The 23,227-nt window shown below is 66.2% G+C and carries 22 protein-coding genes; 12 read left to right on the plus strand and 10 right to left on the minus strand.

The window, feature by feature from the left end; genetic code table 11:
• Nucleotides 1-56: 56 nt before the first annotated feature.
• Both FBY21_RS26040 and FBY21_RS26045 read right to left on the minus strand, forming a co-directional pair.
• The gene (locus FBY21_RS26040) at nt 57-872 is read right to left on the minus strand and encodes a transporter associated domain-containing protein (RefSeq protein ID WP_142014996.1); all 816 of its coding nucleotides are present in this window, start codon (nt 870-872) and stop codon (nt 57-59) included.
• 1 nt (nt 873) lies between these two features.
• Nucleotides 874-1,674, minus strand: a complete 801-nt coding sequence (locus tag FBY21_RS26045) for an inner membrane protein YpjD (RefSeq protein WP_074970922.1) — start codon at nt 1,672-1,674, stop codon at nt 874-876.
• A gap of 156 nt (nt 1,675-1,830) precedes the next feature.
• Between FBY21_RS26045 and ffh the strand changes: the two genes are divergently transcribed.
• From ffh to rplS, 5 genes are all read left to right on the plus strand, one after another.
• A complete protein-coding gene (ffh, locus tag FBY21_RS26050; RefSeq protein ID WP_044405912.1) occupies nt 1,831-3,204 on the plus strand; it encodes a signal recognition particle protein in 1,374 nt (457 codons plus the stop codon).
• A 211-nt stretch (nt 3,205-3,415) separates the two neighbouring features.
• A complete protein-coding gene (gene rpsP / locus FBY21_RS26055; protein ID WP_044405910.1) occupies nt 3,416-3,667 on the plus strand; it encodes a 30S ribosomal protein S16 in 252 nt (83 codons plus the stop codon).
• Nucleotides 3,668-3,676: 9 nt separating this feature from the next.
• Nucleotides 3,677-4,213, plus strand: coding sequence for a ribosome maturation factor RimM (rimM, locus tag FBY21_RS26060; protein ID WP_044405908.1), 537 nt, complete (start codon nt 3,677-3,679; stop codon nt 4,211-4,213).
• Nucleotides 4,214-4,223: 10 nt separating this feature from the next.
• Nucleotides 4,224-4,976, plus strand: coding sequence for a tRNA (guanosine(37)-N1)-methyltransferase TrmD (gene trmD / locus FBY21_RS26065; protein WP_044405907.1), 753 nt, complete (start codon nt 4,224-4,226; stop codon nt 4,974-4,976).
• Nucleotides 4,977-5,020: 44 nt separating this feature from the next.
• Nucleotides 5,021-5,371, plus strand: coding sequence for a 50S ribosomal protein L19 (gene rplS / locus FBY21_RS26070; protein ID WP_044405904.1), 351 nt, complete (start codon nt 5,021-5,023; stop codon nt 5,369-5,371).
• Nucleotides 5,372-5,658: 287 nt separating this feature from the next.
• Here the strand turns inward: rplS and FBY21_RS26075 are convergent, their stop codons facing one another.
• Nucleotides 5,659-9,315: a transporter substrate-binding domain-containing protein gene (locus FBY21_RS26075; protein ID WP_142015000.1), complete on the minus strand. Its 3,657-nt coding sequence runs from the start codon at nt 9,313-9,315 to the stop codon at nt 5,659-5,661.
• A 492-nt stretch (nt 9,316-9,807) separates the two neighbouring features.
• Here FBY21_RS26075 and FBY21_RS26080 point away from each other — a divergent pair, with 492 nt between their 5' ends.
• A complete protein-coding gene (locus FBY21_RS26080; protein WP_074970929.1) occupies nt 9,808-10,230 on the plus strand; it encodes an acyl-CoA thioesterase in 423 nt (140 codons plus the stop codon).
• Nucleotides 10,231-10,245: 15 nt separating this feature from the next.
• On the opposite strand, the gene FBY21_RS26085 is transcribed toward FBY21_RS26080, so the two are convergent.
• Together FBY21_RS26085 and FBY21_RS26090 are read right to left on the minus strand one after the other, a co-directional pair.
• Nucleotides 10,246-10,923 carry a hypothetical protein gene (locus tag FBY21_RS26085; protein ID WP_044405897.1) on the minus strand — a complete coding sequence of 226 codons (678 nt, stop codon included), beginning with the start codon at nt 10,921-10,923 and terminating at the stop codon, nt 10,246-10,248.
• Between the two features lie 98 nt (nt 10,924-11,021).
• A complete protein-coding gene (locus tag FBY21_RS26090) occupies nt 11,022-12,836 on the minus strand; it encodes a cation:proton antiporter (RefSeq protein WP_044405895.1) in 1,815 nt (604 codons plus the stop codon).
• A 75-nt stretch (nt 12,837-12,911) separates the two neighbouring features.
• Here FBY21_RS26090 and xerD point away from each other — a divergent pair, with 75 nt between their 5' ends.
• The 4 genes from xerD (at nt 12,912) to thrC (ending at nt 17,803) form a co-directional block, all read left to right on the plus strand.
• Nucleotides 12,912-13,808 carry a site-specific tyrosine recombinase XerD gene (gene xerD, locus FBY21_RS26095; RefSeq protein WP_044405893.1) on the plus strand — a complete coding sequence of 299 codons (897 nt, stop codon included), beginning with the start codon at nt 12,912-12,914 and terminating at the stop codon, nt 13,806-13,808.
• 349 nt (nt 13,809-14,157) lie between these two features.
• On the plus strand, nt 14,158-14,889 hold the full coding sequence (locus tag FBY21_RS26100) for a DsbC family protein (protein WP_142015006.1): 732 nt from the start codon (nt 14,158-14,160) through the stop codon (nt 14,887-14,889).
• A gap of 111 nt (nt 14,890-15,000) precedes the next feature.
• The gene (locus tag FBY21_RS26105) at nt 15,001-16,305 is read left to right on the plus strand and encodes a homoserine dehydrogenase (protein ID WP_044405888.1); all 1,305 of its coding nucleotides are present in this window, start codon (nt 15,001-15,003) and stop codon (nt 16,303-16,305) included.
• An 88-nt stretch (nt 16,306-16,393) separates the two neighbouring features.
• A complete protein-coding gene (thrC, locus tag FBY21_RS26110) occupies nt 16,394-17,803 on the plus strand; it encodes a threonine synthase (protein ID WP_074970934.1) in 1,410 nt (469 codons plus the stop codon).
• Nucleotides 17,804-17,870: 67 nt separating this feature from the next.
• Here the strand turns inward: thrC and FBY21_RS26115 are convergent, their stop codons facing one another.
• The 3 genes from FBY21_RS26115 to FBY21_RS26125 all read right to left on the minus strand — a co-directional run bounded on the left by FBY21_RS26115 (nt 17,871) and on the right by FBY21_RS26125 (nt 19,497).
• Nucleotides 17,871-18,173: a hypothetical protein gene (locus tag FBY21_RS26115; protein WP_142015009.1), complete on the minus strand. Its 303-nt coding sequence runs from the start codon at nt 18,171-18,173 to the stop codon at nt 17,871-17,873.
• Between the two features lie 161 nt (nt 18,174-18,334).
• On the minus strand, nt 18,335-18,673 hold the full coding sequence (locus FBY21_RS26120) for a hypothetical protein (RefSeq protein ID WP_142015013.1): 339 nt from the start codon (nt 18,671-18,673) through the stop codon (nt 18,335-18,337).
• A gap of 200 nt (nt 18,674-18,873) precedes the next feature.
• On the minus strand, nt 18,874-19,497 hold the full coding sequence (locus tag FBY21_RS26125; RefSeq protein WP_044405879.1) for a hypothetical protein: 624 nt from the start codon (nt 19,495-19,497) through the stop codon (nt 18,874-18,876).
• A 188-nt stretch (nt 19,498-19,685) separates the two neighbouring features.
• On the opposite strand from FBY21_RS26125, the gene FBY21_RS26130 reads away from it, so the two are divergent.
• Nucleotides 19,686-20,381 (plus strand): EndoU domain-containing protein, encoded by a 696-nt coding sequence (locus FBY21_RS26130; RefSeq protein WP_142015016.1) that lies wholly within the window; start codon nt 19,686-19,688, stop codon nt 20,379-20,381.
• A gap of 42 nt (nt 20,382-20,423) precedes the next feature.
• Here FBY21_RS26130 and FBY21_RS26135 read toward each other — a convergent pair whose 3' ends face one another.
• Nucleotides 20,424-20,984 (minus strand): RNA polymerase sigma factor, encoded by a 561-nt coding sequence (locus FBY21_RS26135; RefSeq protein WP_074970941.1) that lies wholly within the window; start codon nt 20,982-20,984, stop codon nt 20,424-20,426.
• Between the two features lie 186 nt (nt 20,985-21,170).
• Nucleotides 21,171-22,370 carry a CaiB/BaiF CoA transferase family protein gene (locus tag FBY21_RS26140; protein WP_142015020.1) on the minus strand — a complete coding sequence of 400 codons (1,200 nt, stop codon included), beginning with the start codon at nt 22,368-22,370 and terminating at the stop codon, nt 21,171-21,173.
• A gap of 226 nt (nt 22,371-22,596) precedes the next feature.
• Between FBY21_RS26140 and FBY21_RS26145 the strand changes: the two genes are divergently transcribed.
• Entirely contained in the window at nt 22,597-23,214 is a 618-nt protein-coding gene (locus FBY21_RS26145) for a YjfI family protein (RefSeq protein WP_044405874.1), read from the plus strand.
• The last annotated feature ends 13 nt before the right edge of the window (nt 23,215-23,227 follow it).

Genomic DNA, 23,227 nt, shown 5'->3' on the forward strand with positions numbered 1-23,227 from the left:
GGGCTGGATGAGCCGAGGGCGATTATAGGAAGGCCGGGAAAAAGCCGGCAAGGCGGTCAGGTTCGCCAGGCGCGCACACGCTGGATCCGGTTCTCGCCGGATTCGAGGATTTCCAGGCGGTAGCGGCCGATCTTCAGGCAGGCGCTGGCATCGGGCAGCTGTTCCAGGGCTTCGGTGATCAGGCCATTGAGGGTCTTGGGGCCGTCGCACGGCAGGTGCCAGCCGAGCAGGCGGTTGAGCTCGCGCAGGTGCAGGCTGCCATCGAGTTCGTAGCTGCCGTCCTCGGCTGGGGTGATGGTGCGGGTGGGGGCGAAGTCCTCCAGGCTGCCGAACTCGCCGATCAGCTCCTGGAAGATGTCCTCCAGGCTCACCAGCCCGATCACGTCGCCGTATTCGTCGACCACGATGGCGACGCGGCGCTGTTCCTTCTGGAAGTTCACCAGCTGGGTCAGCAAGGGCGTGCTCTCAGGGATGAAGTAGGTTTCGCGGCACACGCCGAGCAACTCGTCGGCGGTGATCCCGGCCTTGGGCAGCAGCCGCGCCACCTGGCGCATGTGCAGCATGCCTTCCACCTGGTTGATGTCCTCGCGGTACACCGGCAGGCGGGTGTGGGTGGTGGCGCGCAGTTGCTCCAGGATGCGCTCCGGCGACTGGGCGATGTCGATGCCCTGGATCTCGCTGCGCGGAACCATGATCTCGCTGATGGTGACTCGCTGCAGGGCGCGGGTCAGCTCATGGGGCAGGCGTTGCTGGGGGCTCTCGTCTTCCTGGATGCGCTCGGGAGCCGGCTTGCGGCGCGCCAGCACCCAGGCGCCTGCCGAGGCGATCAGCAGGCCGAGGATCAGGCCAAGGAGGAGGCCGGGGGCGGGCATCTCAGATGTGCAGGATGAATTCGCGGACCAGCTTGCTGCCGAAGTAGGCCAGCATCAGCAGGCAGAAGCCCGCCAGGGTCCAGCGGATCGCCTTGTGGCCACGCCAACCCAGCTGGTGGCGGCCCCAGAGCAGCACGGCGAACACCACCCAGGCGAAGCAGGAAAGGATGGTCTTGTGTGCCAGGTGCTGGGCGAAGAGGTTCTCGACGAACAGCCAGCCCGAGATCAGTGACAGCGACAGCAGGCCCCAGCCGGCCCAGAGGAAGCCGAACAGCAGGCTTTCCATGGTTTGCAGGGCGGGGAAGTTGCGGATCAGCCCGGACGGGTGCTTGTGCTTGAGCTGGTGGTCCTGGAGCAGCAGCAGCAGGGACTGGAACACGGCGATGGTCAGCATGCCGTAGGCCAGGATCGACAGCAGGATGTGGGCGAGGATGCCCGGCTCCTCGTCGATCGGCTGCACTGTGCCCGAGGGCACGAAGATCGCCAGCAGCACCGTGAGCGCGCCAAGCGGATACAACAGCAGGAGCAGGTTCTCCACCGGCATGCGGCTGCAGGCCAAGAGTGTGAGGCCGATCACGGCGGCGGCGATGAGGCTCGCGGCGTTGAAGAAGTCGAGGGTCAGGCCGGCCGGGGCGATGAGCTGGAAGAACAGCGCAGTGGCATGGCTGATCAGGGCCAGCAGGCCGAGCACGGCGAGCATGCGCTTGTCCGGCGTCTTGCGCTCGCGCAGGCGAAGGCCCTGGTGGATGGCGCCGCCTACATAGAGGAAGGCAGCCAGGAGGCTGGGCAGCAGAGGGTGCATAAGTCCTTGTAAGGCAAGCCCGAAAGGCGCTGAGTGTGGCACAGAACGGCGTGCTCACGAAAGACCGCTGGCGGTGTCGGCGCCGCCCGCTCTTCGCTATACTCCGCCGCCTGCCGCAAGCTCACCCGGGGCCTCCAGGGCCTGAAAGGATCGCGCATGTTCGAAAATCTCACAGACCGCCTCTCGCAGACGCTGCGCCACGTCACCGGCAAGGCCAAGCTGACCGAGGACAACATCAAGGACACCCTGCGCGAAGTGCGCATGGCGCTGCTCGAAGCCGACGTGGCGCTGCCCGTCGTCAAGGACTTCGTCAACAAGGTCAAGGAACGCGCGGTCGGGACCGAGGTCTCCAAGAGCCTGACCCCGGGCCAGGCCTTCGTGAAGATCGTCCAGGCCGAACTGGTCGACCTGATGGGCGCCGCCAACGAAGACCTGGCGCTGAATGCCGCACCGCCGGCGGTCATCCTCATGGCCGGCCTGCAGGGCGCGGGCAAGACCACCACCGTCGGCAAGCTCGCGCGCTTCCTCAAGGAGCGCAAGAAGAAGTCGGTCCTGGTGGTGTCCGCCGACGTCTACCGCCCGGCGGCGATCAAGCAGCTGGAAACCCTGGCCAATGACCTGGAGGTGACCTTCTTCCCCTCCGACACCAGCCAGAAGCCGGTGGACATCGCCCAGGCGGCGATCCGCGAAGCCAAGCTGAAGTTCATCGACGTGGTCATCGTCGACACCGCCGGTCGCCTGCACGTCGACGGCGAGATGATGGAGGAGATCAAGCAGGTCCACGCGGCGATCAAGCCGGTGGAGACCCTGTTCGTGGTCGACGCCATGACCGGCCAGGACGCGGCCAACACCGCCAAGGCCTTCAACGATGCACTGCCGCTGACCGGCGTGGTGCTGACCAAGGTCGACGGTGACGCCCGTGGCGGTGCTGCCCTGTCGGTCCGTGCCATCACCGGCAAGCCGATCAAGTTCCTCGGCATGGGCGAGAAGAGCGAAGCGCTCGATCCGTTCCACCCCGATCGCGTGGCGTCGCGCATCCTCGGCATGGGCGACGTGCTCAGCCTGATCGAACAGGCCGAGCAGGGCCTCGACCGCGAGAAGGCCGAGAAGCTCGCCAAGAAGATCAAGAAGGGCAAGGGCTTCGACCTCGAAGACTTCCGTGACCAGCTGCAACAGATGAAGAACATGGGCGGCCTCGGCAGCCTCATGGACAAGCTGCCCATGCTCGGTGGCGTCAACCTCTCCCAGATGGGGGGGGCGCAGAATGCCGCTGAGAAGCAGTTCAAGCAGATGGAAGCCATCATCAACTCCATGACGCCCGCTGAGCGCCGTGATCCCGAGATGATCAGCGGCTCGCGCAAGCGCCGCATCGCCCTCGGCTCCGGTACCCAGGTGCAGGACGTCGGCCGACTCATCAAGCAGCACAAGCAGATGCAGAAGATGATGAAGAAGGTCACCGCCAAGGGCGGCCTGTCGCGCATGATGCGTGGCATGGGCGGCATGTTCCCCGGCGGCATGCCGAAGATGTAAGACCGCGCCAGCGGTCCTCTCCGTCAGCCGTGGTGAGGCGCTAGCGCCTCCAAGCCCCGCCCGGGGCGCGGCTTTCGGGGCCACCGACAGGTGGCGCGTACAAACAGATTTGCATTCGGCCGGATAATCCTTAGAATATGTGGCCTTTCGGGCCCATGGCCCATGTGTGCACACACGCTTGAAAAGCACCGACCTACAGGAACGAAGTTCAATGGTAACCATCCGTCTTGCCCGTGGCGGCTCCAAGAAGCGCCCCTTCTACCACCTGACCGTGACCAACAGCCGCAACGCGCGCGATGGCCGCTTTGTTGAGCGCATCGGTTTCTTCAACCCGGTTGCCCAGGGTTCCGAAGTCAAGCTGTCCGTCAACCAGGAGCGCGTCAGCTACTGGCTGAGCCAAGGCGCCCAGCCGTCTGAGCGCGTTGCTCAGCTGCTGAAGGAAGCTGCCAAGGCTGCTGCCTAAGCAACTCCCATGAGCGCGACGCCGGCCGCCGCCGATGAACTGATCGTTCTCGGCAAGATTTTCTCGGTGCACGGCGTACGTGGCGAGGTGAAGGTGTATTCCTTCACGGACCCACTGGATAACGTGCTCGACTACCCCCGCTGGACGCTCACGCGTGACGGCGAGGTCAAGCAAGTCGAAGTTGCCAGCGGACGTGTCCAAGGCAAGTTCCTGGTAGTGAAGCTGAAAGGGCTGGACGACCGCGATGTTGCCAGGACCTACGCGGGTTTTGAAATCCGTGTTCCCGAAAGCGAGCTGCCTGAACTTGAGGAAGACGAGTTCTACTGGCACCAGTTGGAAGGTCTCTCCGTGATCAACCAGGACGGGCAGCTGCTCGGCAAGGTCGATCATCTGCTGGAGACCGGCGCCAACGACGTGATGGTGGTCAAGCCCTGCACCGGCAGCCTGGATGACCGCGAACGCCTGTTGCCCTACACGGAGCAATGCGTGCAAGCGATCGACCTGGATGCGGGTGAAATGAGGGTGGACTGGGACGCCGACTTCTGAGCCGCATGACATGAAAAGCATGCAGGTCGAAGTCATCAGCATCTTCCCGGAGATGTTCGCCGCCATCAGCGAGTACGGCATCACCAGCCGCGCGGTCAAGCAAGGGCTCCTGAAGCTCAATTGCTGGAACCCACGGAGCTTCACCGAGGATCGCCACCAGACGGTGGATGATCGGCCTTTCGGTGGTGGACCCGGGATGGTGATGAAGATCGAACCGCTGGAACGGGCACTGGCAGCCGCCAAGGCCGCAGCGGGAGATCGGGCGAAGGTGATCTACCTTTCGCCGCAGGGGCGCCAGCTGAAGCAGGCGGCCGTGCGCGAACTGGCGCAGGAGGAAGCCCTCATCCTCATCGCCGGTCGCTACGAAGGCATTGACGAGCGTTTCATCGAGACGCATGTCGACGAGGAATGGTCGATTGGCGATTACGTCCTGTCCGGCGGTGAGCTGCCGGCCATGGTGCTGATCGACGCGGTAACGCGATTGCTGCCCGGCGCGCTGGGCCACGCGGACTCCGCCGAGGAGGACTCGTTCACGGACGGCCTGCTCGATTGTCCTCACTACACCCGACCTGAGGTGTACGCGGATAAGCGTGTTCCTGAAGTGCTGCTCAGCGGCAACCACGAACACATCCGGCGATGGCGTTTGCAGCAGGCGCTTGGGCGCACCTGGGAACGTCGGGCCGATCTTCTGGATTGCCGCTCGCTTTCTGGAGAAGAGAAAAAGCTGCTGGAGGAGTACATCCGCCAGCGGGACGATAGTTAACGTATCGATGGCACGCCCGAAAGGCCTGTCTTAGGAGCACAGCGATGACCAACAAGATCATTCAGCAGATCGAAGCTGAACAAATGAACAAAGAGATCCCGGCGTTCGCCCCTGGCGACACCGTGATTGTGCAAGTGAAAGTGAAGGAAGGCGAGCGTTCCCGTCTGCAGGCCTTCGAAGGTGTGGTCATCGGCAAGCGTAACCGCGGCCTGAACAGCGCCTTCACCGTACGCAAGATCTCCAACGGCGTTGGCGTTGAGCGTACCTTCCAGACCTACTCCCCCCTGGTCGACAGCCTGACCGTCAAGCGCCGCGGCGACGTGCGCAAGGCCAAGCTGTACTACCTCCGCGACCTGTCCGGCAAGGCTGCTCGCATCAAGGAGAAGCTGGTCTAAGACCCGCTTCCACAACAAAAAGCCCGCCCCGGGAAACCGCGGCGGGCTTTTTGCTGCCCTGCAGAAAGCGATATGCAGGCACTCGGGTAGGCAGGGTGTTCGAGCCTGTCGGGAAGCGGCAGTGGGAGTCGGGGGTTGGCTCTTGTCGTAGCAAACGAGCCTTATCGTCATCTGGCGTTGTTTGCATGGTTGTAGGCGGTTGACCGCCGGCGCTCGTCACACCGGCGGGCCGGGTTGGTAGGGTAAGCACCCCCGAGGCGGCCATCGGCACGCCGTTGGGGTGAGGCTCATACCGGCTCGGCGCAGAACTCCAGCAGTGCCTGCTCCAGGCGTTCGACTTCCAGGGTGACGTCGTGGGCGAGCTGCTCCATCACGTCTTCGGGTTGCCGACCTTCCCAGCCCTCTTCCAGCGCCTCGCAACAGCTGACCAGGGGCTGTGCATGGACGATCCGCGCGGCACCCTTGATCTTGTGGGCAGCTGCGGCGACTTCCTCCCAGTCTTTCTCACCCAGGCTGCGATGCAACTGATCGAGGTCCTCGCGATTGGCAGTAAGCAGGGTGTCCAGCAGGCGCTGGCGCAGTGCCGGGTCGCTGCCGGCCAGTTGCAGGAATTCCTTCATGCCGAAGAGGCCCTCCGGGTGCGTCGCCGGCAGTGCCGGAAGCTCCGGCATCTCAATGGGCTCCAGCGCCTGTGAGGGCTGCAGGGTGGCCAGCTGCCGGGCCAGTTGACGCAGGCTGATGGGTTTGAACAGGCAGGCGTCCATGCCCGCCTTGCGGCAGCGCTCGTGTTCCTCGCTCTGGGCGTTGGCGGTGTAGCCGATGAAGTGTACCCGTCCGCTTTCCCGGCGGGCTTCTTCCTCCCGCACGGCGCGGGCCAGGGCGTAGCCGTTCATCACCGGCATGTTGCAGTCGCTGATCACCAGGTCGAAGTGGCCCTTGCTCCAGTGGTCCAGCCCATCGCGGCCGTCCACCGCCTCGGTGACGCGGTGGCCGAGGAAGGTCAGCTGCTGCTTGAGCAGTTCGCGGTTCGCGGGGTTGTCGTCCACCACCAGCACGTCCAGCGGCACCTGCCGTGCCACGGGGGCGTCTTCTTCCTCCTGGCGGGCGTGGCGGGGGAGCGGGTCCAGCTCCAGCAGGTCCAGCTCCACCCAGATGCAGGTGCCCCGGCCCAGTTCGCTTTCGAGGCGGATGGTGCCGCCCATCATTTCGCAAAGCACGCGACAGATCACCAGGCCCAGGCCGGTGCCCCGGCGTGCCTCGTCGGCGCCTACGCTGCCCTGGCTGAAGGCTTGGAACAGCTGTGCCTGGTCCTCGTCGGAGATGCCGCGGCCACTGTCCTCGACCTTGAGCAGGATGCCCAGGCGCTTGTCCGGGCGCGGTTGTGCCTGGATGTCGATGGAGACCCCGCCGGCGTCGGTGAACTTGATGGCGTTGCCCACCAGGTTGGTGAGGATCTGGCGGAAGCGCACCGGGTCGACCAGCACGTCACCACCCGCGCGGTGGTCGAACTCCAGGGTCAGTCGCAGGTTCTTCTGCCGGGCCAGGCCGTCGAACACCCGGATCACCGCTTCCGCCTGCTCCCGCAGGTTGCTGCGCACCGGAGACAGGCTGAGACGCCCCGACTCGATGCGGGCGATGTCGAGGATGTTGCCGATGAGCTCCAGGAGGTCCCGCGCGGAGCCGTGGGCGATCTCGATGGCGGCGCGGTCCCACTGGCCCTGGTCGGCCCGTTCGAGGGCCAGTTCCAGCATGCCGATCACGGCGTTCATCGGCGTGCGGATCTCGTGGCTCATGGTGGCCAGGAAGGTGCTCTTGGCCCGGTTGGCGTCATCGGCCCGCTCCTTGGCGGCCTGCAGGTCCTCCACCAGTTGCAGGCGCTCGCTGATGTCGATCCAGCCGCTGACCACGCCCTTGATCTCGCCACGGAAGTCCCGGTACGGCTCGATCCAGTGATAGATGCTGAGGGGGCCGGCCTGGCTGTACAGCTCCCGGTCGCAGCGCAACGGCACACCGGACTCGGTCACCTTGCGGTAGTCGTCCAGCAGCGTCTGGCGCTGCCCCTCGCTGCCCAGCTTGGCGGCGGGCGGCGGTTGCCCGATCACGTCCTCGCGCCGGAGGGCCAGGGCCTGCAGGTAGTTGTCGTTGCACATCAGCAGGCGGCCATCGCGATCGCGAACGTAGATCGGGTGCGGCGTACCGTTGACCAGTGCCTCCATCAGGTGGAACTGGTCGTTGAGGGCTTGCTCGGCTTTCTTCCGGCGGCCGATCTGGCGCCTGAGGTAGAGGATCCAGCCCAGCGACACCAGCAGCAGGAGCCCCGAAATGGAGAGGATCTGCATGATCAGCTCACGGTTCACCGTGGTGCGCGTGCCGCTGATCTCGACGTTCGAACGCCATCGTTGCTTGACCAGTACCGCCAGCTCATCCGGCGGGATGGCAGCGGTTGCCTTGTCGAGGATGGACTGCAGCAGGGTGTCTTCCTTGCGCATGGCGAAGGCGATGCTTTCCTGGGGCACGTCGATGAGTTCGGAGATGCGCAGCTGCTCCGGGAACATCCGGCGGATGTAGTACTCGGCGACGATGGTGGACATCACGGCGCCCTCCGCCTCGCCGTTGGCGACGGCCACCAGGCAGTCCAGCAGCGAGCTGGTCTCCACCAGGCGAATACCGGGGTAGCGGCTGCGGATGTAGTCGTTGAGGAAGTAGCCGCGGATCACCGCCAGGCGCTGGCCGTGCAACTCGCTGAGTCGGGACGGGGACTTCGCGTCGTTGAGGGTGATGGTGGCGAACGGCACGTGCATGTAGGGGCGCGAATAGGCCATGTCGCGCTGGCGGATGCGGGCTATGCCGTCAGCGCCGACGATGTCGGCTTCGCCGTTCAGCACGGCATTCATCATGTCTTCGGGCTGGGGAGTGCGGACGATCTCGAAGCGCAGGCCGGTGCGGATGCGGATCTGGTCGAGGATGTCGGCCGTGATGCCGTGGTAGTTGCCCTCATTGTCGAAGAACGACACCGGCGCGTAGTTGCCGTAGGTGGCGACGCGTATGACCGGATGCGCCGCCAGCCAGGCGCGCTCCTCTTCGGTGAACGGCAGTTCCGGGTCCAGCAGGCTCGGGCTGGCGCCGCCGCTCCAGCGCTTGATCAGCGGCGTGCGGTTGCCCGTTGGCAAGCGCTGCAGGACCTTGTTCACCAGCGCCAGCAGGCGGGTGTTGCCGCGTGCGCTGGCGAAGCTGATGCCGCTGGCCTTCAGGTCTGCCAGGCGGACGATGTGCAGGTGGTCGTCATAGACTTGGTTGATCTGGTAGTTCGCGCTGATCAGGTCCCCCAGGTACAGGTCGTTGTCGCCGTCGACCACCGAGTTGAGGGCCGCGCTGGTGGAGGGGTAGAGCGTCAGGATGGCGTCCGGATAGCGGTTCTGCACCATGTCCAGGGGCAGGTAGTTGCCGACGATGGCGATGCGCAGGCTGTCCAGGTCCCGGGGCCAGTCGCGCTTGTCCTGTTGCCGGGCGACCAGGCTGGGCTGGTCGGGGGCATAGGGAAGGCTCAAGGCCAGTGCCTGCTCGCGGCCTTCGAAGTCGTTGGACGCACTGAGCAGGTCGGCCTCTCCACTGCTCACTGCGCGCAAGGCTGCGCTCCGACTGGGGTAGCGTTCGACACGGACGGGCACCTGCAACTGGCGCGACAGCAGGCCGGCGACGTCGGCAGTGATGCCCTCGAAGTCGCGGCCGCTGGACGTGATGTCGAAGGGGGGCAGGTCGTCCGCAATGGCCAGCCGCAGCTCACCGCGCTGGGCGAGCCAGGCCCGTTCCTCGGGCTCCAGGGTGATGTCCTCTTCCAGTGCAAGGGGACGGGCACCGAGGGGAATCGACTGGGAGGCGGCTTGCGCCAGCAGGGGCACGGTGAGTGCGAGAAGCACGAGGGGCTTGAGCAGACGGAGGCACATGGTCGTTTCCTAATGGTGGCGGGCGGTCTGGATTGCAGACCCTGGGCGCCGCGCAGAGAAAATATCCCAGTGCCCCGGTCGGGCCTATGCAGGGGGAGGGGGAATGAGCATGTTTCAGGTTTTTCCCGCTTTTTGATCGGACGTTACTTACCTGAAGTCGGAAATTCTGGTTATTCCGAGCATGTCCGGCGCAAGTGCCTGCAAGGGGCGAGAGACCCGGCTGATACAGGGCCGGATTTCGGGAAAGACCGTTGTCAGTTGCCGGAACCGGACCTTCTCCAGGGAGGGGTATCCCGTCGTTGGCTCCTCACCCCATCGTCGAGGCAGTGGCTGTGGAATAATTCGCGCCCCGCGGCCTGGCCGTGGGGAGAGCGCTCCTGCCGAGGATCGACAGGAGCGTGGAGGCCCGGCGTATACCGCAGGGTGCACTTGCAAGCCCAGCCGTCACCGAAACGTGGCCGCCACAGTGGGATTCACCGAGGTAGTCGTGGCATGACCCCGAGAGAACGAGAGATAGAACGGCGCATCGCCTTGTCCGAGAGCCGTGTGACCAAGGCGGTGTTCCCGCCGACCACCAACCACCACAACACCCTGTTCGGCGGCACCGCGCTGGCCTGGATGGACGAGGTGTCCTTCATCTGCGCCACCCGCTTCTGCCGGCTGCCGCTGGTGACGGTTTCCACCGACCGCATCGACTTCAAGCACCCGATACCGGCCGGCTCCATCGTTGAGCTGATCGGGCGTGTGGTGAAGGTGGGCAACACCAGCCTCAAGGTGGAGGTCGAGGTGTTCGTCGAAGGGATGTACGAGGCCGGGCGCGAGCGCGCCATCAGCGGCGCGTTCAGCTTCGTCGCCATCGACGACGACAAGCGCCCGGTGCCGGTGCTGCCGGAAGCGGCAATCCCCGCCGACTGAGTCGGCGGGCTGCCTTCAGGGGCGCATGGCTATCTTCAGGGACGCCTGGGAGAGGTCGATGTCGTGCAGCGTCAGGCTGCCGAAGCTCCCGGCGTTCGGGCCGCTGCCGGCCACGCGGATATTGTCGAAGCGCAGCTCGCCGATGGAGCTGGGCAGGCGCACGTTGATGGAACCGTCGGCGTTCATCGTCGAGGTCAGCCGTGAGGTGTCGTAGACCACGCCCTTCATCGAGGTTTCCGCCTCCAGGCTGTTCAGCACCGGCATCACCAGGCGCGCCAGGCTCTGCACCGTGGCGATGCCGTCGCCTGCCTCCGCCTGCACGAACAGCCCCTGCAGCACATCGTCCAGGCCCTGGGCGCTGACGCTGCTCATCTCCGCCTCGCTCAGCGGCTGCATGCCGGGCGGCACGTAGTCCTGGCTCATGGCGCTGGGCAGTTGCTGGGCCTGGGCGCTGATCATCTGGAACGGGCTCAGCAGCGCCGCCACCAGCGTCGCCGCCAGTCGCAGGTTGCTCTGGCGCTTGAGCGCCTTCTCCAGTTGCCGCTTGCTGAGCAGGCCCTGCTCAATGAGCACCTCACCCAGGCGTTTGTCGCTGGTGAGCTGAACCTTGATGGCAGCATCCAGCTGCTGGGTGGTGATCAGTCCCTTGTTGACCAGGATCTGGCCAAGACGCGAGTTCTGATGGTTGGACATGGGGGCGGGACCAGGGCAGGGATAGTGGCAAGGTAGAATCATCCTCTTGTGGGAAGAGGCTGTCACCCAACGAAGGATAGGCTTACATCGCCATCGGTCTATGACTCCGCATCACTGACAGTGTCGGCGTCCACCAGGGCCACCAGGCTCCAGCCCGGCTGGGGTTCCAGCGCCTGCGAAGGCCCGGCGATGTGCACCCAGCCCCGGGTGTCACGGGCCAGCAGCAAGGTCGCACGGTTCCCGTGGAACGCCTGGTAGGCCGCCCAGTCGAAGGCCTCCGTCAGCGTGGTGATGCGGATCTCCGCCCCACGGCCGAGGCGGCTGGCGAACTGTGGATAGGTGAGTGCCGGCAGGCCCAGCTCACGGCCGCGAACCTGCTCGCTGCTGCGGTGCTTGTCGCTGCGCCGGCTGTCCGCCCCGCTGGGCAGGGTGAAGCGGCGAGGCTCGGCGAAATCGTGGCGAAAGCGCATGCAGGCCAGGGCGTTCATCTCGCTGGAGGGTGACAGCGCCAGCAGGTGCCCGAGCCCCACCAGGTCCAGGTGGGCGTCCGCATGCTGGGAGGTGGGGTTGCCGAAGTAGGTGGGCAAGCCGTCCATGCGCGCCGCGCGGATGTTCTCCCAGCTGGAGTCGGTGAGCAGCACCCGGCTGCCGAGCTGGTTCAGCGCCTTGCCCAGCGCCCGCGCCACCGGGTTGGCACCGATGATCAGGAAGCCTGCCGGTGCGGGCTCGGCCACCCCCAGCAGGCGCGCGAGGGGACGTGCAGTGGCGCTCTGCAGCACCACCGTGCCGATGATCACCAGGAAGGTCAGCGGCACCAGCAACTGGGCATTCGGGTCGCCGTGTTCCTGCAGGCGCAGGGCGAAGATGGCGGACACCGCCGCTGCCACGATGCCTCGGGGAGCGATCCACGCCAGCAGCGCCCGCTCGCGCCAGCCCAGAGCCGAGCCCAGGGTGCTCAGGCCGATGTTCAGCGGTCGTGCGATGAACTGGATCACCGCCAGCAACGCCAGGGTGGCCGGCCCCAGGGCCAGCAGCGCCTTCAGGTCGAGCCGCGCTGCCAGCAGGATGAACAGCCCCGAGATCAGCAGCACGCTGAGGTTTTCCTTGAAATGCAGGATCGGCTTCACATCGACCCCACGCATGTTCGCCAGCCACATCCCCATCAGCGTCACTGCCAGCAGGCCCGACTCGTGCACCAGCAGGTTGGAGGCGATGAATACGCCCAGCACCGCCGCCAGCGCCGCCAGGTTGTGCAGGTACTCCGGCAGCCAGTGGCGGCGCAGCACCACGCCGAGCGCCCAGCCGCCCAGCACGCCGAGCAGCGTGCCGCAGCCGATCACCCCGGCGAAGGTCGCCAGGCTCTGGCTCCAGCCGCCCTGGTCGCGGCTGACGATGAAGCTGAAGGTCACTACCGCCGCCAGGGCGCCGATGGGGTCGATGACGATGCCTTCCCAGCGCAGGATGTTCGCCACCGAGGCCCGGGGCCGCACCACCCGCAGCATCGGCACGATCACCGTCGGCCCGGTCACCAGCGTCAGCGAGCCGAACAGCACCGCCAGCTCCCACGAGAAGCCCAGCAGCAGGTGCGTGGCCACGGCGATCACCACCCAGGTCGCCAGTGCCCCCAGGGTCACCATGCGGCGGACCACCGAGCCGATCTCGCGCCATTCCGACAGGTGCAGCGTCAGGCTGCCCTCGAAGAGAATCAGCGCCACCGCCAGGGACGTCAGCGGGAAGAGCAGGGGGCCGAACAGCGCGCCCGGATCCAGCACGCCGAGCACCGGCCCGGCGAGGATGCCCGACAGCAACAGGAAGAGAATCGCCGGCAGGCGCAGGCGCCAGGCCAGCCATTGGCTGCACAGCGCGGCCAGGCCGATGCCGCCGAGTGCCAGAAGGATGCGGGTTTCGTCCATCAGGACTCCTTGTCGCTGGTGAGGGGCGGGAACCTTGTGGAAGACTAGACGCCGTTCATCCCACCAGCGTTCCCCATGCCTGCACTCGACCACCCCCTGATCGACCGCTTTCTCGATGCCCTCTGGCTGGAGAAAGGCCTTTCGCCCCACACCCGCTCCGCCTACCGCAGCGACCTGGCGCATTTCAACGGCTGGCTGCACGAGCGCGGCTGCAACCTGGCGGAGGCCGGGCGCGACGTATTGCTGGACCACCTCGCCTGGCGCCTGGAGCAGGGCTACAAGGCCCGCTCCACGGCACGCTTCCTGTCCGGCGCGCGAGGCTTTTACCGCTTCCTGCTGGCCGAGGGCGAGATCGCCGAGGACCCAACCCTGCAGGTGGAGATGCCGCTGCTGGGCCGGCCGTTGCCCAAGTCGCTGTCCGAAGCCGATGTGGAGGCCCTGCTGGAGGCGCCGGACCTGGAGGACCCCATCGGCCTGCGCGACCGCGCCATGCTGGAGGTGCTCTACGCATGTGGCCTGCGGGTCAGCGAGCTGGTGGGGCTGACCCTGGAGCAGGTGAACCTGCGCCAGGGCGTGGTCAAGGTCTTCGGCAAGGGCAGCAAGGAGCGCCTGGTGCCGTTGGGCGAGGAAGCCATCGCCTGGATCGAGCGCTACGTCCGCGAAGCGCGGCCCTTCCTGCTGGATGGCAAGCCCAGCGACGTACTCTTCCCCAGCCTGCGCGGCGAGCAGATGACCCGCCAGACCTTCTGGCACCGCATCAAGCACCAGGCGAAGGTGGCCGGCATCCTCAAGCCCCTGTCACCCCATACCCTGCGGCACGCCTTCGCCACCCACCTACTCAACCACGGTGCCGACCTGCGGGTGGTGCAGATGCTGCTCGGCCATGCCGACCTGTCCACCACCCAGATCTACACCCACATCGCCCAGGCCCGTCTCAAGGACCTCCACGCCCGCCACCACCCGAGGGGGTGAGCCGGAATAGGCGACGCATGCGTCGCCCCGGCGAACGACCGGCCATGGATGGCCGGGCCGGGGTCCAACTGAGCGATGCGGCCCCGACAGGGACGTCTTGCACGGAGCTCTACTTCGCTCCGCGTCGCCCCGCTTTTTGCCTACATCCCCCCAAGGCAGCCGCCTGCATCCTTCGAGGGCTGCTTCAGGGAACCTGGCCGCCCACACCGGCTCCAACCTCCGCGCAGCCCTCACAGCACCGCCCAGCCGTCCCCGGCGAGCCACCGTTCGGCTCCTCTGCACGGCCCGGCAGGCCTTCTGTGTTAGGCTTTCGCACCTATCCGACAGTCGCCGCTCCACAGGAGTAACCATGCGCGTGACCCGCCTTTTCGCGGCCATGGCCCTCGGCCTGGTCAGCTCCATCAGCCTTGCCGACGATCCGGACCAGGCCATCCGCAAGACCCTCGCCAGCCTTGACCTCGGCCTGCCCGTCGAATCCATCGGCGAAAGCCCGCTGGACGGCATCTACCAGGTCCAGCTCAAGGGCGGTCGCATGCTCTACACCAGCGCCGACGGCCAGTACCTGATGCAGGGCTACCTGTACCACGTGCAGAACGGCAAGCCGGTGAACCTCACCGAGCAGTCCGAAAGCCGCTCCATCGCCAAGGAAATCAATGCGATTCCCGCCAGCGAAATGGTGGTCTTCGCGCCCAAGGACCAGCCGGCCAAGGCCCACATCACCGTCTTCACCGACACCGATTGCGGCTACTGCCAGAAACTGCACAGCGAAGTGCCCGAGCTGAACCGTCGCGGCATCGAAGTGCGCTACGTCGCCTTCCCGCGCCAGGGCATCGGCAGCCACGGCTACAACACCCTGGTCAGTGTCTGGTGCAGCAAGGACCGCCAGGCCGCCATGAACCAGGCCAAGTCCCGCCTCGACGTGCCCGCCGCCAAGTGTGATAACCCGGTGGCCAAGCAGTTCGAACTGGGCCAGATGATCGGCGTGAACGGCACCCCCGCCATCGTCCTGGGTAACGGCCAGCTGATTCCGGGCTACCAGCCCGCCCCGCAACTGGCCAAGCTCGCGCTCGACGCCAAGTGAGGCGAGGGCGCCAGCTCGATTGACCAACAATCGGGCGCTTCGTAAAGTGCGGTTCTTTTATACGGCCGGCGATTCGCCGGCCGTTTTTCGCAGTGAAATGGGGAGTTCAGCGTGAAGCCGGTAAAAGTAGGCATCTGTGGCCTGGGGACCGTCGGTGGCGGCACTTTCAACGTACTCAAACGCAACGCCGAGGAGATTGCCCGCCGTGCCGGGCGTGGAATCGAGGTTGCCCAGATCGCTGCCCGTCGCCCCAACCCGAAGTGCGAAACCGGTGCCACCCCCATCACCGCCGACATCTTCGACGTGGCCAACAACCCTGAGATCGACATCGTCATCGAACTGATCGGGGGCTACACCCTGGCCCGCGACCTGGTGCTCAAGGCCATCGAGAACGGCAAGCACGTGGTCACCGCCAACAAGGCGCTGATCGCCGTCCACGGCAACGAGATCTTCGCCAAGGCCCGCGAGAAGGGCGTCATCGTCGCCTTCGAAGCCGCCGTCGCCGGTGGCATCCCGGTGATCAAGGCGATCCGCGAGGGCCTGGCCGCCAACCGCATCAACTGGCTGGCCGGCATCATCAACGGCACCGGCAACTTCATCCTCACCGAAATGCGCGAGAAGGGCCGTGCCTTCGAGGACGTCCTCAAGGAAGCCCAGGCCCTGGGCTATGCCGAAGCCGACCCGACCTTCGACGTGGAAGGCATCGATGCCGCCCACAAGCTGACCATCCTCGCGTCCATCGCCTTCGGCATCCCGCTGCAGTTCGACAAGGCCTATACCGAGGGCATCTCCAAGCTCACCAGCGCCGACGTCAACTACGCCGAAGCCCTGGGCTACCGCATCAAGCACCTGGGCGTGGCCCGCCGCACCAGCAGCGGCATCGAGCTGCGTGTGCACCCGACCCTGATCCCGGCCGACCGCCTGATCGCCAACGTCAACGGCGTGATGAACGCCGTGATGGTCAACGGCGACGCCGCCGGCAGCACCCTCTACTACGGCGCTGGCGCCGGCATGGAGGCCACCGCCTCTGCCGTGGTCGCCGACGTGGTGGACGTGGTCCGCGCCCTGACTGCCGACCCGGAGAACCACGTACCGCACCTGGCCTTCCAGCCGGATGCGCTGTCCGATCACCCGATCCTGCCGATCGAAGCCTGCGAGAGCGCCTACTACCTGCGCATCCAGGCCAAGGACCACCCGGGCGTACTGGCCCAGGTGGCCACCATCCTGTCCGAACGTGGCATCAACATCGAATCCATCATGCAGAAGGAAGTCGAAGAGCAGGATGGCCTGGTGCCGATGATTCTGGTTACCCACCGGGTCGTCGAAGCGCGCGTTAACGACGCCATCGCCGCACTGGAAGCCCTCGACGACGTGGTGGGCAGCGTAGTCCGCATCCGCGTCGAACAGCTCAATTAACTCGGAGCCGCCCGCGCGCAGGCCCGCCCGGTGCACAGACGCCGCCGGGCGCCGCGCTGCCGGCGGCTCGAACCGAAGGTTTGAAGAAATGCGCTATATCAGCACCCGCGGCCAGGCCCCGGCCCTGAACTTCGAAGACGTCCTGCTGGCCGGCCTCGCCAGCGACGGCGGCCTCTACGTCCCGGAAAACCTGCCGCGCTTCACCCAGGAAGAAATCGCTTCCTGGGCCGGCCTGCCCTACCACGAACTGGCCTTCCAGGTTATGCGCCCCTTCGTGACCGGCAGCATCCCGGACGCCGACTTCAAGAAGATCCTCGAGGAAACCTACGGCGTCTTCGCCCACAACGCCGTCGCGCCGCTGCGCCAGCTCAACGGCAACGAGTGGGTGCTGGAGCTGTTCCACGGCCCGACCCTGGCCTTCAAGGACTTCGCCCTGCAACTGCTCGGCCGCCTGCTGGACTACGTCCTGGCCAAGCGCGGTGAGCGCGTGGTGATCATGGGCGCCACCTCCGGCGACACCGGCTCGGCCGCCATCGAAGGCTGCCGCCGCTGCGACAACGTCGACATCTTCATCATGCACCCGCACAACCGCGTGTCCGAGGTGCAGCGCCGGCAGATGACCACCATCCTCGGCGAGAACATCCACAACATCGCCATCGAAGGCAACTTCGACGACTGCCAGGAAATGGTGAAGGCCAGCTTCGCCGACCAGGGCTTCCTCAAGGGCACCCGCCTGGTGGCCGTGAACTCGATCAACTGGGCGCGGATCATGGCCCAGATCGTCTACTACTTCCACGCCGCCCTGCAGCTGGGCGGCCCGGCGCGTTCCGTGGCCTTCTCTGTGCCCACCGGCAACTTCGGCGACATCTTCGCCGGCTACCTGGCGCGCAACATGGGCCTGCCGATCAGCCAGCTGATCGTCGCCACCAACCGCAACGACATCCTGCACCGCTTCATGAGCGGCAATCAGTACGTCAAGGAAACCCTGCACCCGACCCTGTCGCCGTCCATGGACATCATGGTCTCGTCCAACTTCGAGCGCCTGCTGTTCGACCTGCACGGCCGCAACGGCGCCGCCATCGCCCAGTTGATGGACACCTTCAAGCAGGGTGGCGGCTTCAGCGTCGAGCAGGACCGCTGGACCGAAGCCCGCAAGCTGTTCGACTCCCTCGCCGTGACCGACGAGCAGACCTGCGAGACCATCGCCGAGGTCTACAAGGAGTGCGGCGAGCTGCTGGACCCGCACACCGCCATCGGCGTACGCGCCGCCCGCGAATGCCGCCGCAGCCTGTCCACCCCCATGGTCACCCTGGGCACCGCGCACCCGGTCAAGTTCCCCGAAGCGGTGGAGAAGGCCGGCGTTGGCCAGGCCCCGGCACTGCCGGCACACCTGTCCGACCTGTTCCAGCGCGAAGAGCGTTGCACCGTGCTGGCCAACGACCTCAAGCAGGTCCAGGCCTTCGTTGCGGCTCACGGCAACCGCGGCAAGCCGCTCTGAGCTGAACGGCCATGAAAAAGCCCCTGGTGAGTGATCGCCAGGGGCTTTTCAGTTTCTGGTGCCGGGATCAGTCCGTCTGGTCTTTTCCTGCGTTGTCCCGCTCCGTCAGGGGCAGCGCCTCGTGGAGCGAAGGCCCCAGCTTCGCTGCATCTACGTGGGCAGGCGCGAAGCCCTCACCGGTCTTGTCACCCTTGTAGAGGCTGTAGCCGGCGTCGAAGTCGATCCACGTGGGCGGCGCCGCGGGCGTCGGCGCGCACCAGACCGGGTTGCATGAGCTGCCCGGCTTCTTGGCTGTGATGAGCGTGTATTTCGGCTTCTCAAGGCGCTGGATGGCGTCTGCATCGATGTCGATCTTGTGTGTGTATTCCATGTGCCTTCTCCATCGGGCCCCGCGAACGGTGCGAGCACTGATCATGGGCCAGTCCCCACCCCTTTGCCGGTTGATGGCTGTTCACAGATGCAACCTGAAAAAGGCCGGCTCCCCTCAGGGAGCCGGTCTTGTCCAGGTGCGGGAAACGGTTGATGGCAGCCTCAGTCGTTGGCCAGGTTCCAGCGATGCAGCAGACGGTGGGCGAACGGGGTGACCACCACACCGAGGGCCACCAGGAAGACGCTGTCCAGGAACAATCCATACAGCGCGGCGAAGTATTTGCCAGCCAGGCTGCTCGGCGGGTGTGCAAGGCCCACCGAGCCCAGCATGGACAGTGCGTTCAGCGTGGCCTCGTGCCAGCCAAGGCCATCCAGCAGGTAGAAGCCCACGATCCCTGGCAGCAGGCCCAGCATCAGAAAGGCCAGGGCCATGGCCTGGAAGCGCAGCGCGCGCAGTATGAAGTGATCCAGTCGGGCCAGATCCTCGGTAAAACGTTCCATTTTTCACCTCTCCTGGCGCCTGGTGGCGCAGTGCTGACGTCGGGCCCCGATCCTACCCCAGGTGCTGCGGACTCCGGCGCCACGCCCCTGCTGTTCCGAGCCATCCCACGGCATGCCGAGTGAATGCCGCAGGATGCCAGATGCCAAGAAGCCCCCGGCGATCACTCGCCGGGGGCTTCTTCATGCGGGGCGCCAGGGCTTCAGCGGGCGATGAAGTCGAAGGTCCACAGGCCACTCGGGCGGGTCAGGGTCACGTCCACTTCGGTGGCGGTGATGGGCGCCACGTAGCGGGTCATGTCCGAGAAGTTCTGCACGATGTAGGTCTGCCCGATCATGGGCGGGGTGGCGACCATGAAGTAGAAGTTGGGCTCGTACTCGAAGCTCACGGTCATGCGCGAGTCCACCTTGGGCATGGTCACCACCGGGCGGCCGTTGACGTACCAGTTGCTGTCGAACTGGGTGTAGGGGTTGGTCTTGTTGATCACCCCGCACTGCTGGGGCGTCAGTTTCTCCAGCGCCAGCGACGTGGAGGCCGGCTCCAGTTGCGGCGACAGGCCGCTCGGGCTGACCGCCTGCAGCAGCTGGCCGGGCAGGATGGGGCGGCGCCCGGAGATGATCTGGTTGCCGGCCTTCTCGCCGAGGCTGCTCACGTCGGTCTCGATCACCGCCTCGTAGTCGAAGGACTCCGTGGCACCGGCCGAGCCGGTCAGCACCTGCCAGGCGTGGACGCGGTAGTCGCGCTGCGGGTTCTGCGGCTTGAGGAAGACCAGCACGGTCTTGCCTTCCATGTCGTCCACATTGAAGTTCACGTTGAAAGTCGTCATGTCCTTTTCTCCTTGGTTCCGTTGTGACCCTGGCGAATGCCCGGGTCTGTCTCCCTGACGGCCGGCAGGGGCGGCTGTGAAGTGCCGTGCCGTCGCGTGCTGGGTGTCGGTGCGGCCTTCACGGATGCAGCCGCGTTGCGTCTTGCCTGCTGGGCACCTTCCGCCCAGTCCAGTCAAGGAGAAATGCCATGGATCGCTTCGTTAACGCACTGCCGCTCGGCCTGCTGGCCGCCTGCTGCAGCCTCCCGGCCCTCGCCCAGATCGACTGCTCGGCCGGTGCCGCCGGGGTCAACCCGGTGCCGGTGCAGATCGGAGGAGGCCTCGCCAACAGTCGCATGAACCCGCAGATCAACCAGCGCCACGTCTTCTGCGGCGAGGTCAATGCTGCCGGGGTCGCGACGGGCTTCCACTCGCGGCCCAACAGCCATGATCCACTGTTGGGGGCAGCGCCTGGCGCGCCCTTCGCCGCCCGGATCACCGCCGGGGTGCATTACATCGTCCAGCCTGGCATCAACCACCCCGGCCCCTATCGCTACCTGGGCAGAGGGATTCAGGTGGCCAATGCCGCTGGTGTGATGGTGCCCAAGGCTGCTCCGTCCACCTTCTTTCCGGACAGCTGCAGCCAGGTACAGGTGATCGCCTCGATCCGCTACGCCTATACCCATCCCTTCAAGGATGTCGGCCCATTCGTTCCTCCGCCGCCGCCTGGTGGCCCTGCACGTCCCCCGTATGCCAACTTCTTTGCCGGCCCGTCGGCTCCCTCGATCGGCGCCGTGGGCTACTGCACCGGTGAAGGGGGCAATCCCTTTACTGTCGGGGGCTACATCAAGCAGGTCGCGGGGCTCTGGACGCTGAGCACGGTCTACCCCATCGCCAGCTTCTGAACCTGGGCCCACCTCGCGTGCGAGGTGGGCTCTCCGGTGCCCTCAGGGCTGCAGCCCCTGACACAACCCGCCGACCTGTTGCCTCAGCTGATCGCGGGCCAGTTGCACCCGCTTGCGCAGGTTGGGCTCCTTGATCTGCAGGTGGCGCGCCAGCTCGCCGTAGGCCATGCCGTCCACGCAGTGCTGCCAGAGTGCATCGCCGAGGTTGGGCGGCAGTTGGTGGAGCGCCTTGCCGAGGGTCTCCATCGCCTCCCGCAGGCAGGCCTGGCGTTCGGGTTCGTTGCCGGCGCTGTCGGCCGGGTGCAGGTCCAGCCAGTCGAGGCTGCAGGTGCTCGGGGTGCTGCGCAGCCGGTCGATGCAGTGGTTGCTGGCCACCCGTCGCAACCACGCCGGGAGGTTCTCGATGCGCTCCAGGCGCTGGGGCTCGCGCAGCAGCAGGGTGAAGAGCCGCAGGCGCAGTTCGCTGAGGGCGTCCTCGGCATCCTGGCGGTTGGCGGTGAGTTGCTGGCAGCGTCTGCGCAGCACGGGTTCATGATCGATCAGCAGTTTCCACACGTGATGCGGCGTGCCTGTCTCGAGGCTCGCGTCCGGGTTGCTCGCCATGCTCGTACCTTTCCTTGTTGGTGCCGGTGGCGGTACTGCAGGGGCAGCCCTTGCCAGGCCGGCTGGAGCAAGCAGGACGAAAGGTTTCCCGGGTTTGTGAAGGGGACGAAGGGGACGTACGAGGGGGTAGATGGCGCCCCGTTGGGCAGGGCGCGCGGAGAGAACGCTAGGGGAAGGGCAGGGGCGTCAGATCGCCCCGGCGGCACGCAGGGCGTCGATGCGGGCTGCGTCGTAGCCCAGCTCGCCGAGCACCTCGGCGTTGTGCTGGCCCAGCTCCGGGCCGATCCAGTCCGCCGAGCCGGGGGTGTCCGAGAGCTTGGGCACGATGCCCGGCATGCGGAACGGCTGGCCGTCCGGCAGGCGGGCCTGCAGCAGCATCTCCCGGGCGAGGAACTGCGGGTCGCTGAACATGTCCTCGGCGGAGTAGATGCGGCTGGCCGGCACCTCGGCGCGGGTCAGCGTCTCCAGCACCTGCTCCAGCGGCAGCGCCGCCACCCAGCGGTCGATCACCCCGTAGAGCTCGTCGCGGCGCGCATCGCGGCCGTCATTGCTGGCCAGTTGCGGGTCGTTGGCCAGGTCCTCGCGGCCGATGGCGAGCATGAAGCGCTTGAAGATCGCATCGCCGTTGGCGCCGATCTGCACGTGCCGGCCGTCCGCGCTGGTGTGGATGGAGGAGGGGGTGATGCCGGGCATGATGTTGCCGGTGCGTTCGCGGATGAAGCCGAACACGTCGAACTCCGGGACCATCGACTCCATCATCGCGAACACCGCCTCGTAGAGCGCCACGTCCACCACCTGGCCGAGCCCGCCGTTCACCTCCCGGTGCCGCAGGGCCATCAGCGCGCCGATCACCGCCCACAGCGCGGCGATGGAGTCGCCGATGGAGATGCCGGTGCGCACCGGCGGGCGGTCCTCGAAGCCGGTGATGTAGCGCAGCCCGCCCATGGACTCGCCCACCGCGCCGAAGCCCGGCTGGTCCTTCATCGGCCCGGTCTGGCCGAAGCCGGACAGGCGCACCATCACCAGCTTCGGGTTCAGCGCGTGGATCACCTCCCAGCTCAGCCCCAGCTTCTCCAGCACGCCGGGGCGGAAGTTCTCGATGAGGATGTCCGCCTCCGCCAGCAGGCGCTTGAGCACCTCCAGGCCTTCGGCGTGCTTGAGGTTGAGGGTGATGGACTTCTTGTTGCGCGCCTGCACGAACCACCACAGCGAGGTGCCTTCGTAGAGCTTGCGCCACTTGCGCAGCGGGTCGCCGCCATCGGGCGACTCCACCTTGATCACCTCGGCACCGAACTCGGCGCACAGGCGGGAGGCGAAGGGGCCGGCGATCAGCGTGCCGAGTTCGATCACTTTCAGGCCGGCGAGGGGCTTGCGGGAGGTGTCCATGGTCGTCCGGGAGGGCAGTGGAAAAGGTCGCGCTAGCCTAGACGATCCCTTCGCCCCTGGCAGCCACCGGCGTAACGCGAACCCCGTCGCGCCCCGGGACATCCGTGCTGTCCCTGGCCGGCATCGGCAGGTCTAATCGGCTCGGGAATCGGTGGTGTGAATCGGTGCGCGACTATTACATGTGAGCTATTGCGGGCTCACATGTGATGGTCTAGGCTCCGACCCCATGCAGAAATCATCCGCCCACTACCAGCGACTCTTCCGCCAGCGCCTGCGTGACCAGGGGCTGGTCAAGAAAGAGGTCTGGATCCTCCCCGAGAACGCCCGCGCGCTGCTCGCGGTGGAGCGGACGCTGCGCCAGCCCCAGCCGGGGCCGGTCCACCTGGAACAGGAGAATGCGATGGAGATGCCGCAGATCTGGAACGCCCGCGCGCTGTGCGACGCCCTGGCCGCCACCGAGCTGTTCCGCCAGGGCGAGGCCCAGGTGGAGCTGATCGAAGGCGCCGAGCCGAGCCTGCTGGTGACCATGCGCGAGTTCGGCGACCTGCCCCTGTTCCTCGCCGTGCACGGCGAGCAGATCCTCGTCGAGGCACTGCTCTGGCCCCAGTCCGAAGTCCGCGACGTGGCGCGCTTCAACGAAGAAATCCTGCTCAGCCGCCAGCTCTTTCCGCTCTCCAGCATCGGCCTGGAGACGCGTCCCGGCGGCGAGCGTTGCTACATCATGTTCGGCGCCTTGAGCGCCCGTTCGATCCTGTCCAACGTGGTGTTCGAGATCGAGACCCTGGCCAGCAACGTCATCCGCGCCACGGAAGCCTACGAAGGCTACCTGGCGCCCCAGGCCTGACCCCGGAGAAACC

Origin of the sequence: Pseudomonas sp. SLBN-26, from assembly GCF_006715895.1 — a bacterium.
GTDB lineage: Bacteria > Pseudomonadota > Gammaproteobacteria > Pseudomonadales > Pseudomonadaceae > Metapseudomonas > Metapseudomonas otitidis.

Bases quoted from the DNA above. Each gene is read 5' to 3' on its own strand.
- FBY21_RS26040 (WP_142014996.1), bottom strand. From the start codon at position 872: ATGCCCGCCCCCGGCCTCCTCCTTGGCCTGATCCTCGGCCTGCTGATC.
- FBY21_RS26045 (WP_074970922.1), bottom strand. From the start codon at position 1,674: ATGCACCCTCTGCTGCCCAGCCTCCTGGCTGCCTTCCTCTATGTAGGC.
- ffh (WP_044405912.1), top strand. From the start codon at position 1,831: ATGTTCGAAAATCTCACAGACCGCCTCTCGCAGACGCTGCGCCACGTC.
- rpsP (WP_044405910.1), top strand. From the start codon at position 3,416: ATGGTAACCATCCGTCTTGCCCGTGGCGGCTCCAAGAAGCGCCCCTTC.
- rimM (WP_044405908.1), top strand. From the start codon at position 3,677: ATGAGCGCGACGCCGGCCGCCGCCGATGAACTGATCGTTCTCGGCAAG.
- trmD (WP_044405907.1), top strand. From the start codon at position 4,224: ATGAAAAGCATGCAGGTCGAAGTCATCAGCATCTTCCCGGAGATGTTC.
- rplS (WP_044405904.1), top strand. From the start codon at position 5,021: ATGACCAACAAGATCATTCAGCAGATCGAAGCTGAACAAATGAACAAA.
- FBY21_RS26075 (WP_142015000.1), bottom strand. From the start codon at position 9,315: ATGTGCCTCCGTCTGCTCAAGCCCCTCGTGCTTCTCGCACTCACCGTG.
- FBY21_RS26080 (WP_074970929.1), top strand. From the start codon at position 9,808: ATGACCCCGAGAGAACGAGAGATAGAACGGCGCATCGCCTTGTCCGAG.
- FBY21_RS26085 (WP_044405897.1), bottom strand. From the start codon at position 10,923: ATGTCCAACCATCAGAACTCGCGTCTTGGCCAGATCCTGGTCAACAAG.
- FBY21_RS26090 (WP_044405895.1), bottom strand. From the start codon at position 12,836: ATGGACGAAACCCGCATCCTTCTGGCACTCGGCGGCATCGGCCTGGCC.
- xerD (WP_044405893.1), top strand. From the start codon at position 12,912: ATGCCTGCACTCGACCACCCCCTGATCGACCGCTTTCTCGATGCCCTC.
- FBY21_RS26100 (WP_142015006.1), top strand. From the start codon at position 14,158: ATGCGCGTGACCCGCCTTTTCGCGGCCATGGCCCTCGGCCTGGTCAGC.
- thrC (WP_074970934.1), top strand. From the start codon at position 16,394: ATGCGCTATATCAGCACCCGCGGCCAGGCCCCGGCCCTGAACTTCGAA.
- FBY21_RS26115 (WP_142015009.1), bottom strand. From the start codon at position 18,173: ATGGAATACACACACAAGATCGACATCGATGCAGACGCCATCCAGCGC.
- FBY21_RS26120 (WP_142015013.1), bottom strand. From the start codon at position 18,673: ATGGAACGTTTTACCGAGGATCTGGCCCGACTGGATCACTTCATACTG.
- FBY21_RS26125 (WP_044405879.1), bottom strand. From the start codon at position 19,497: ATGACGACTTTCAACGTGAACTTCAATGTGGACGACATGGAAGGCAAG.
- FBY21_RS26130 (WP_142015016.1), top strand. From the start codon at position 19,686: ATGGATCGCTTCGTTAACGCACTGCCGCTCGGCCTGCTGGCCGCCTGC.
- FBY21_RS26135 (WP_074970941.1), bottom strand. From the start codon at position 20,984: ATGGCGAGCAACCCGGACGCGAGCCTCGAGACAGGCACGCCGCATCAC.
- FBY21_RS26140 (WP_142015020.1), bottom strand. From the start codon at position 22,370: ATGGACACCTCCCGCAAGCCCCTCGCCGGCCTGAAAGTGATCGAACTC.
- FBY21_RS26145 (WP_044405874.1), top strand. From the start codon at position 22,597: ATGCAGAAATCATCCGCCCACTACCAGCGACTCTTCCGCCAGCGCCTG.